Source organism: uncultured Adlercreutzia sp. (assembly GCA_910585575.1).
Classification (GTDB): Bacteria; Actinomycetota; Coriobacteriia; order Coriobacteriales; family Eggerthellaceae; genus Adlercreutzia.
In genome coordinates, this window is the sequence record CAJUFS010000102.1 from 1 (window position 1) to 6,216 (window position 6,216).

At 60.8% G+C, this 6,216-nt stretch carries 7 protein-coding genes and 1 pseudogene; all 8 read left to right on the forward strand.

What is annotated here, in order from left to right; all coding sequences use genetic code 11:
- The first annotated feature begins 403 nt into the window (after positions 1-403).
- Positions 404-685: a hypothetical protein gene (locus QZ307_RS10415; protein WP_295999612.1), complete on the forward strand. Its 282-nt coding sequence runs from the start codon at positions 404-406 to the stop codon at positions 683-685.
- Positions 686-704: 19 nt separating this feature from the next.
- The gene (atpB, locus tag QZ307_RS10420) at positions 705-1,478 is read left to right on the forward strand and encodes a F0F1 ATP synthase subunit A (protein ID WP_275207393.1); all 774 of its coding nucleotides are present in this window, start codon (positions 705-707) and stop codon (positions 1,476-1,478) included.
- Positions 1,479-1,581: 103 nt separating this feature from the next.
- Positions 1,582-1,800 carry an ATP synthase F0 subunit C gene (gene atpE / locus QZ307_RS10425; RefSeq protein ID WP_295999617.1) on the forward strand — a complete coding sequence of 73 codons (219 nt, stop codon included), beginning with the start codon at positions 1,582-1,584 and terminating at the stop codon, positions 1,798-1,800.
- Positions 1,801-1,855: 55 nt separating this feature from the next.
- On the forward strand, positions 1,856-2,470 hold the full coding sequence (gene atpF, locus QZ307_RS10430; RefSeq protein ID WP_295999619.1) for a F0F1 ATP synthase subunit B: 615 nt from the start codon (positions 1,856-1,858) through the stop codon (positions 2,468-2,470).
- Positions 2,460-3,038, forward strand: coding sequence for an ATP synthase F1 subunit delta (gene atpH / locus QZ307_RS10435; protein WP_295999621.1), 579 nt, complete (start codon positions 2,460-2,462; stop codon positions 3,036-3,038). Before atpF ends, atpH begins: the two co-directional genes overlap by 11 nt.
- Positions 3,032-4,603, forward strand: coding sequence for a F0F1 ATP synthase subunit alpha (gene atpA, locus QZ307_RS10440; RefSeq protein WP_295999623.1), 1,572 nt, complete (start codon positions 3,032-3,034; stop codon positions 4,601-4,603). Before atpH ends, atpA begins: the two co-directional genes overlap by 7 nt.
- Positions 4,604-4,615: 12 nt before the next feature.
- Positions 4,616-5,545 carry an ATP synthase F1 subunit gamma gene (gene atpG, locus QZ307_RS10445; protein ID WP_275207398.1) on the forward strand — a complete coding sequence of 310 codons (930 nt, stop codon included), beginning with the start codon at positions 4,616-4,618 and terminating at the stop codon, positions 5,543-5,545.
- Positions 5,546-6,216: pseudogene (locus tag QZ307_RS10450) on the forward strand (F0F1 ATP synthase subunit beta); the annotation flags it as partial.

Consider the following 6,216-nt stretch of genomic DNA (forward strand, 5'->3'; position numbering starts at 1 on the left):
GTGCGCGAAGATGCTCATCAATGCCGGCATCACCGAGATTGTGTACCAGAACCCGTATCCCGATGAGCTCTCACAGCAGATGCTCGCCGAGTCGGGCATTCTCGTGCGCGAATACACGGGGGAGAAGGAAGCGGAGTAGGGGAGCGAGCGGACTCGCAACCGTGAAAGGCTTTACCGCAGAGGGGCTGTCGCTATTGACGAAGCGACAGCCCCTCTGTACTGCCAGTCTGTCAAAAATTGTGCAGTTGCAAAATTTTCCCAGATCAGAGCGTGTCCAACCACGCGAAGTTTTCACCGCTCACCAATTAAAGTTCGGTTCTTAGCCCCTTTTGTCATGGAGCCGTTATCATACGTAGCGGTTTATTGGGTTTACGGCGCGAAAGCGCCCAAACGAAAGCAGGTTATGGCAGGAGCAATCGCACTGGGGGCATTGGCTGGAGTAGTGGGATTCATCCCGCTTGTTATTGGCCTGCACCTTACGAAGTACGCCACGGCAACGAGCAACTTCGGACACATGAGCATTCTCATCATCGCACTCATTGTCTCGTTCGCCCTGATGTTCGCCTTTGCCTTTGTCTGCATCACGTTTGCCCGCGATTTTGCGATGCCCTTCGTTCTCGCGGAAGCCGTAGCCCTGTCGGTCGTTGCCATTGCCTTTGGCATTGTCCGGCTGGTTAGGAAATAACAAGAGGAAAGGTAGATACGTGGACGCTCTTGCACTGCTCTCCGAGGAAGTGCCTCATCTTAAGGCATCTTTCGATCCCACGATCGTGTTCGGCGGCATGACCCAGTACATCCTGTGGATGGTCATCTGCTGGCTCATCACCTTGGCCATCATCATGGTGGTGGCGAACAAGCTGACGCTGATCCCCTCCAACAAGTTCGTCAACATGGTTGAGTACGGCTACCAGTTCGTGCGCAACGACATGGGCGAGGGCATCATCGGCGCGGGCTTCAAGAAGCACGTGCCCTTCCTGGCCACCATGTTCTTCTTCATCCTGGTGTCCAACTTTGTCGGTCTTATTCCCGGCTGCAAGACGCCCACCGGCACCATCTCGGTTACCTGGGCGCTGGCCACCATCTCCTTCATCTACTTCAACTTCTGGGGCATCAAGGCCAAGGGCGGCATCGGCTACCTGAAGTCGCTGGCCCCCTCCGGTCTGCCCGTGGTGATGGTTCCCATCATCTGGTTCCTGGAACTGTTCTCCACCATCATCCGCTGGCTCACCCTGGCCGTTCGACTCTACGGCAACATGTTCGCCGGCCATATGGTGCTCGGCATCTTCGCCCTGGCGTCCTCCGTGTTCCTGACGGTGGGCATCCAGTCCTTCGATGTCGTCACCGGCGTCATCACCATCCCCTGGTTCCTGCTGCTCGTGGCCATGTACGCCCTCGAGACGCTGGTTGCCTTCCTGCAGGCCTACGTGTTCACCGTGCTCAGCTCGGTGTACATCCAGCTGGCCACCTCTGCCCACTAGGGCATCCTATCCCGTTCGGGTTTACCCGGTCTCTCCACGGCCGGTAGCCATATCGTCTAAAGGATTTTGAGAAACCGCTCGAAATCGTCCAAAGGAGGAAACTGTGGAAATTACAATGGTTCTCGCCGCTCTGAAGGTTGTCGGCTACGGCCTGGGCGCCATCGGCCCTGGCATCGGCATCGGCATTGCCTGCTACGGTTGCTGCGTGGGTACCGCCCGTCAGCCCGAGCTGCAGGGTCGTCTGTTCACCAACTTCATTCTTGGTGCCGCCCTGGCCGAGGCTCTTGCCCTCATCGGCTTCGTGCTCGCCTTCATCATGTAACTTTCTGGTCTTATTCGGTTCATCTTGCCGCAAAAGGCTAGAAGGAGGTTTGCACGTGAAAACAAGAGCGAAAAAAGCAGTTGCGCAGATCACCGCTGGTGCTCTGGCCCTCAACGCTGCTTTTCCTGCGCTCGCGTTTGCCTCTGGTGAAGAGGAAGCGACCGGCGGCATTGCTGCTATCCTTCCCGATCCGTTGGAATTCGTGCCCATGCTCATCGCCTTCATTATCCTTTGGATTGTATTGGCGAAGTTCGGTTGGCCCATGTTCAACGGTATGCTGGAGAAGCGCGAGACGACCATTCGGGAAGCCCTGAAGAAGTCGGAGGAAGCGCAGATCGAAAGCGAGCGCGTACTGGCTGAGTACAAGAAGCAGCTGGCTGATGCCAAGGCTCAGTCCACGCAGATCATTGCGGACGCCCGTGCCGTCGGTGAAGCCGTGAAGGCCGACATCACCGCCCAGGCCCAGAGCGAGGCTTCCGACATGATCGCCAAGGCGCGTCTGGCCATCGAGGCCGAGAAGAAGCAGGCCATCGCCGAGCTTCAGTCCTCGATCGCCGATACGTCGGTGGACGTGGCCTCGCGTCTCATCGGGGAGGACCTCTCCGAGAGCGAGCACCGCGCCGTCATCGAGCGCTATATCAAAGAGGCGGGTAGTTTCAATGGCAACTAATCGTCTTGTCGTTAAAGAGGAAGTCGCGGTTTTCGCATCGGTGCTGTTCGACAGCGCCAACGAAGCCGGCGGTCAAGAGGCGGTGCTGGCGGTTCGCGAGCAGCTCGGCGAGATCATTCGCCTGATGCGCTCCGACCTCGAGCTCACCTTGAGCCTGTCGAACGCCGACTACACGCCCGAGCAGCGTCGCAACCTGGTGGAGTCGGTGTTCGCCGACTGCCATCTGGCCCTGCGCGAGGTCATGGCTGTCATGGCCGAGCGCGGTCAGGCCGACCTGCTGCCCCGCGTGTACGAGGGTTTCTGCGACCAGATCGGCTCCAAGCTGGGTCTGTGCGTGGTTGACGTGGTGACCGCTGTTTCCCTCGACGATGAGCTGCGCCAACTCATTATTGCAAAAGCAGAGGCTGACCTGGGCAAGAAGGCGGTGCTGCGCGAGCGCATCGACAAGTCTATCTTGGGCGGCATCATCATGGACGTGAACGGGAACTACATTGACGCGAGCATGATCTCGCAGCTCAACCGTGCCCGCCACGTCCTCAAAGACACATCAGATGGAGGTGAATGCTAGTGACTGAAATCACCGCACAGTCCATTGACGCCGCTTTGAAGAAGCAGCTCGAGGCGCTCAACGTCAGCGTTGAGTCCCGCGAGGTCGGTACGGTCATCCAGGTCGGCGACGGTATTGCTCGCGTCGACGGCCTCCGTGACGCCATGGCCGGCGAGCTGCTCGAGTTCGTCGGGGAGGGCGGCAAGACCGTGTACGGTCTGGCCCAGAACCTCGAGGAGGACGAGGTCGGCGCCGTGCTTCTTGGTGACGTCACCGCAATCAAGGAAAACGACCAGGTCCGCACGACCGGTCGTATCGTGGAGGTTCCCGCCGGCAAAGCTATGCTCGGCCGTGTTGTGAATCCTCTGGGCCAGCCGATCGACGGCAAGGGCCCCATCAAGGCCGAGGGCACGCGCCCCGTGGAGTTCAAGGCTCCCGGCGTTATCTCCCGTCAGCCCGTAGACGAGCCCATGCAGACCGGTATCCTGGCCATCGACTCGATGGTGCCCATCGGACGCGGCCAGCGCGAGCTCATCATCGGCGACCGTCAGACGGGTAAGACCGCTATTGCCATCGACGCCATCATCAACCAGAAGGACACTGACATGATCTGCATCTATGTTGCGATCGGTCAGAAGGCCTCCACGGTTGCCGGCGTGGTGGAGACCCTCGAGCGTCATGGCGCCATGAAGAACACCATCATCGTGGCCGCTACCGCTTCGGACTCCGCTCCGCTGCAGTACATCGCCCCCATGGCCGGTGCTGCCATGGGCGAGTACTTCGTCTACAACGGCGAGGATGGCAAGCCCGCCTCCGCCGAGAACCGCGGTCGCGCCGTGCTCATCGTCTACGATGACCTGTCCAAGCAGGCTGTGGCCTACCGCCAGATGTCGCTGACCCTGCGTCGTCCTCCGGGACGCGAGGCCTACCCGGGCGACGTGTTCTATCTGCACTCCCGTCTGCTGGAGCGCGCGGTGAAGATGTCGGACGAGAACGGCGGCGGCTCCATGACGGCTCTGCCCATCATCGAGACCCAGGCCGGCGACGTGTCCGCCTACATTCCCACCAACGTGATCTCCATTACCGACGGTCAGATCTTCCTGCAGACCGACCTGTTCTTCCAGGGCCAGCGCCCCGCTGTCGACGTAGGCATCTCGGTGTCCCGCGTTGGCGGTTCCGCGCAGATCAAGGCCATGAAGCAGGTGGCCGGCTCCCTGCGTCTGGACCTGGCGTCCTACCGCGAGCTGCAGGCCTTTACCCAGTTCGGTTCCGACCTGGACAAGGCTACCCAGGATCAGCTGACCCGCGGTTCGCACATGACCGAGCTGCTGAAGCAGGGTCGCTACAACCCGATGCCCGTGGCCGAGCAGGTCATCGCCATCTTCGCCGGTAACGAGGGCTTCCTCGACGATCTGCCGCTCAACGCGGTGGTGCGCTTCCGCACCGAGCTTCTGGACAGCCTGCGCGCTTCCAAGCCCGAGATCATCAATGCCATCAACACCGAGAAGAAGCTGACCGACGAGATCGAGACCAACTTGAAGGCTGCCATCGCCGCTTTCAAGCAGTCCTTCGACGCCACGGCGTAAGGCAGGTAGACCATGCCCAACTTACATGACATCGAACGGCGCATCAAATCCGTCTCCTCGACGAAGCAGATCACGCGCACCATGGAAATGGTCGCCGCTGCTAAGATCCGCCGTGCCTCCGAGCGCGTGGAAAACGCGCTGCCTTGGGCGGTCGCCATCTCAGACATGCTCATCAACACGGCGAAGTACGCTCATCTGGACAATGAGCCGCTGCTGCAGGTCCATGACGAGGTGCGCCGCGTGCTTATCGTGGCCATCACCTCCGACCGCGGCCTGGCCGGCGGCTTCAACACCAATGTGCTTCGCTACGTGGAAAAGCTCATGAAGGAGAAGCAGCGCGCGGGCGCCGAGGTAGAGGTTGCGGCCTGTGGCAAGAAGGCCATCGGCTACTTCACCTACCGCAAGGTTGAGCCGGTGTTCTCCTTCGCGGGATACTCCGCCGACCCTGAGTTCTCTCAGGCGGCCGAGCTTTCCAGCTACGTGATGAAGGCTTACGCCGAGGGCCAGCTCGACGAGGTGTTCGTGGTGTACAACCACGCGAAGAACGCCGCCGAGCAGACCCTGGTGGAGCAGCAGGTGCTGCCGGTGAAGGAGGAATCCTACGCCGACCTGCTGGGCCTCACGGCCAAGGAGGAGGATATCTTCAAGTCCTTCCGCGAGAGGGACGATTCCTCGATCCCGGGCGATATCGACTTCGAGCCGAGCACGGAGTCGGTCATGTCCTACATGATGAACGCCTACCTGAACAACGCGTTTTACTACGCGATGCTCGATTCGGCAGCGGGCGAACAAGGCGCTCGCCGCAACGCGATGAAATCGGCTACCGATAACGCGAACGAGATGGTCTCGACGCTGGAGCGCGTGTACAACACCGTGCGCCAGGGTGCTATTACCACCGAGATCACCGAGATCGTGGGCGGTGCCGCAGCTTTGGAGGATTAAATGGCTGATAACACTTCTACTGAAGCGGCCAAGGGAGGCGCCGTCGGACGCATCGTCCGTATCGTCGGCGCTGTTGTAGACGTGGAGTTCCCGGCAGACGCCATGCCGGCCATCTACAACGCCCTTACCGTGAAGGCACAAACCCCCTCGGGCGAAGTGTCCACCGTGCTCGAGGTGCAGACGCACCTCCCCGGCGACATCGTCCGTACCGTGGCCATGACGTCGACCGACGGTATGGTGCGCGGCCTGGAGGCCACCGACACCGGTGCCCCCATCATGATGCCCGTGGGTCAGGCGACCCTGGGCCGCATCTGGAACGTGCTCGGCGAGCCCGTGGACGGCAAGCCCATGCCCACCGACGTGGAGTGGCGCCCCATCCATCACCCCGCCCCGCCGTTCGACACCCTGGTCACCACCACGGAGACCTTCGAGACCGGCATTAAGGTCGTCGACCTCATCGAGCCCTACGTTAAGGGCGGCAAGACGGGTCTGTTCGGCGGCGCTGGCGTAGGCAAGACCGTGTGTATCCAGGAGCTCATCAACAACCTGGCCCAGGAGCACGGCGGTACTTCCGTGTTCACCGGCGTAGGCGAGCGTACCCGTGAGGGTACCGACCTCTACCTCGAGATGACCGACTCCGGCGTTATCGAGAAGACCTGCCTGGTCTACGG

Coding starts and splice junctions, on each gene's coding strand:
- QZ307_RS10415 (WP_295999612.1), top strand. CDS start 404: ATGGCAGGAGCAATCGCACTGGGGGCATTGGCTGGAGTAGTGGGATTC.
- atpH (WP_295999621.1), top strand. CDS start 2,460: ATGGCAACTAATCGTCTTGTCGTTAAAGAGGAAGTCGCGGTTTTCGCA.
- atpA (WP_295999623.1), top strand. CDS start 3,032: ATGCTAGTGACTGAAATCACCGCACAGTCCATTGACGCCGCTTTGAAG.
- atpG (WP_275207398.1), top strand. CDS start 4,616: ATGCCCAACTTACATGACATCGAACGGCGCATCAAATCCGTCTCCTCG.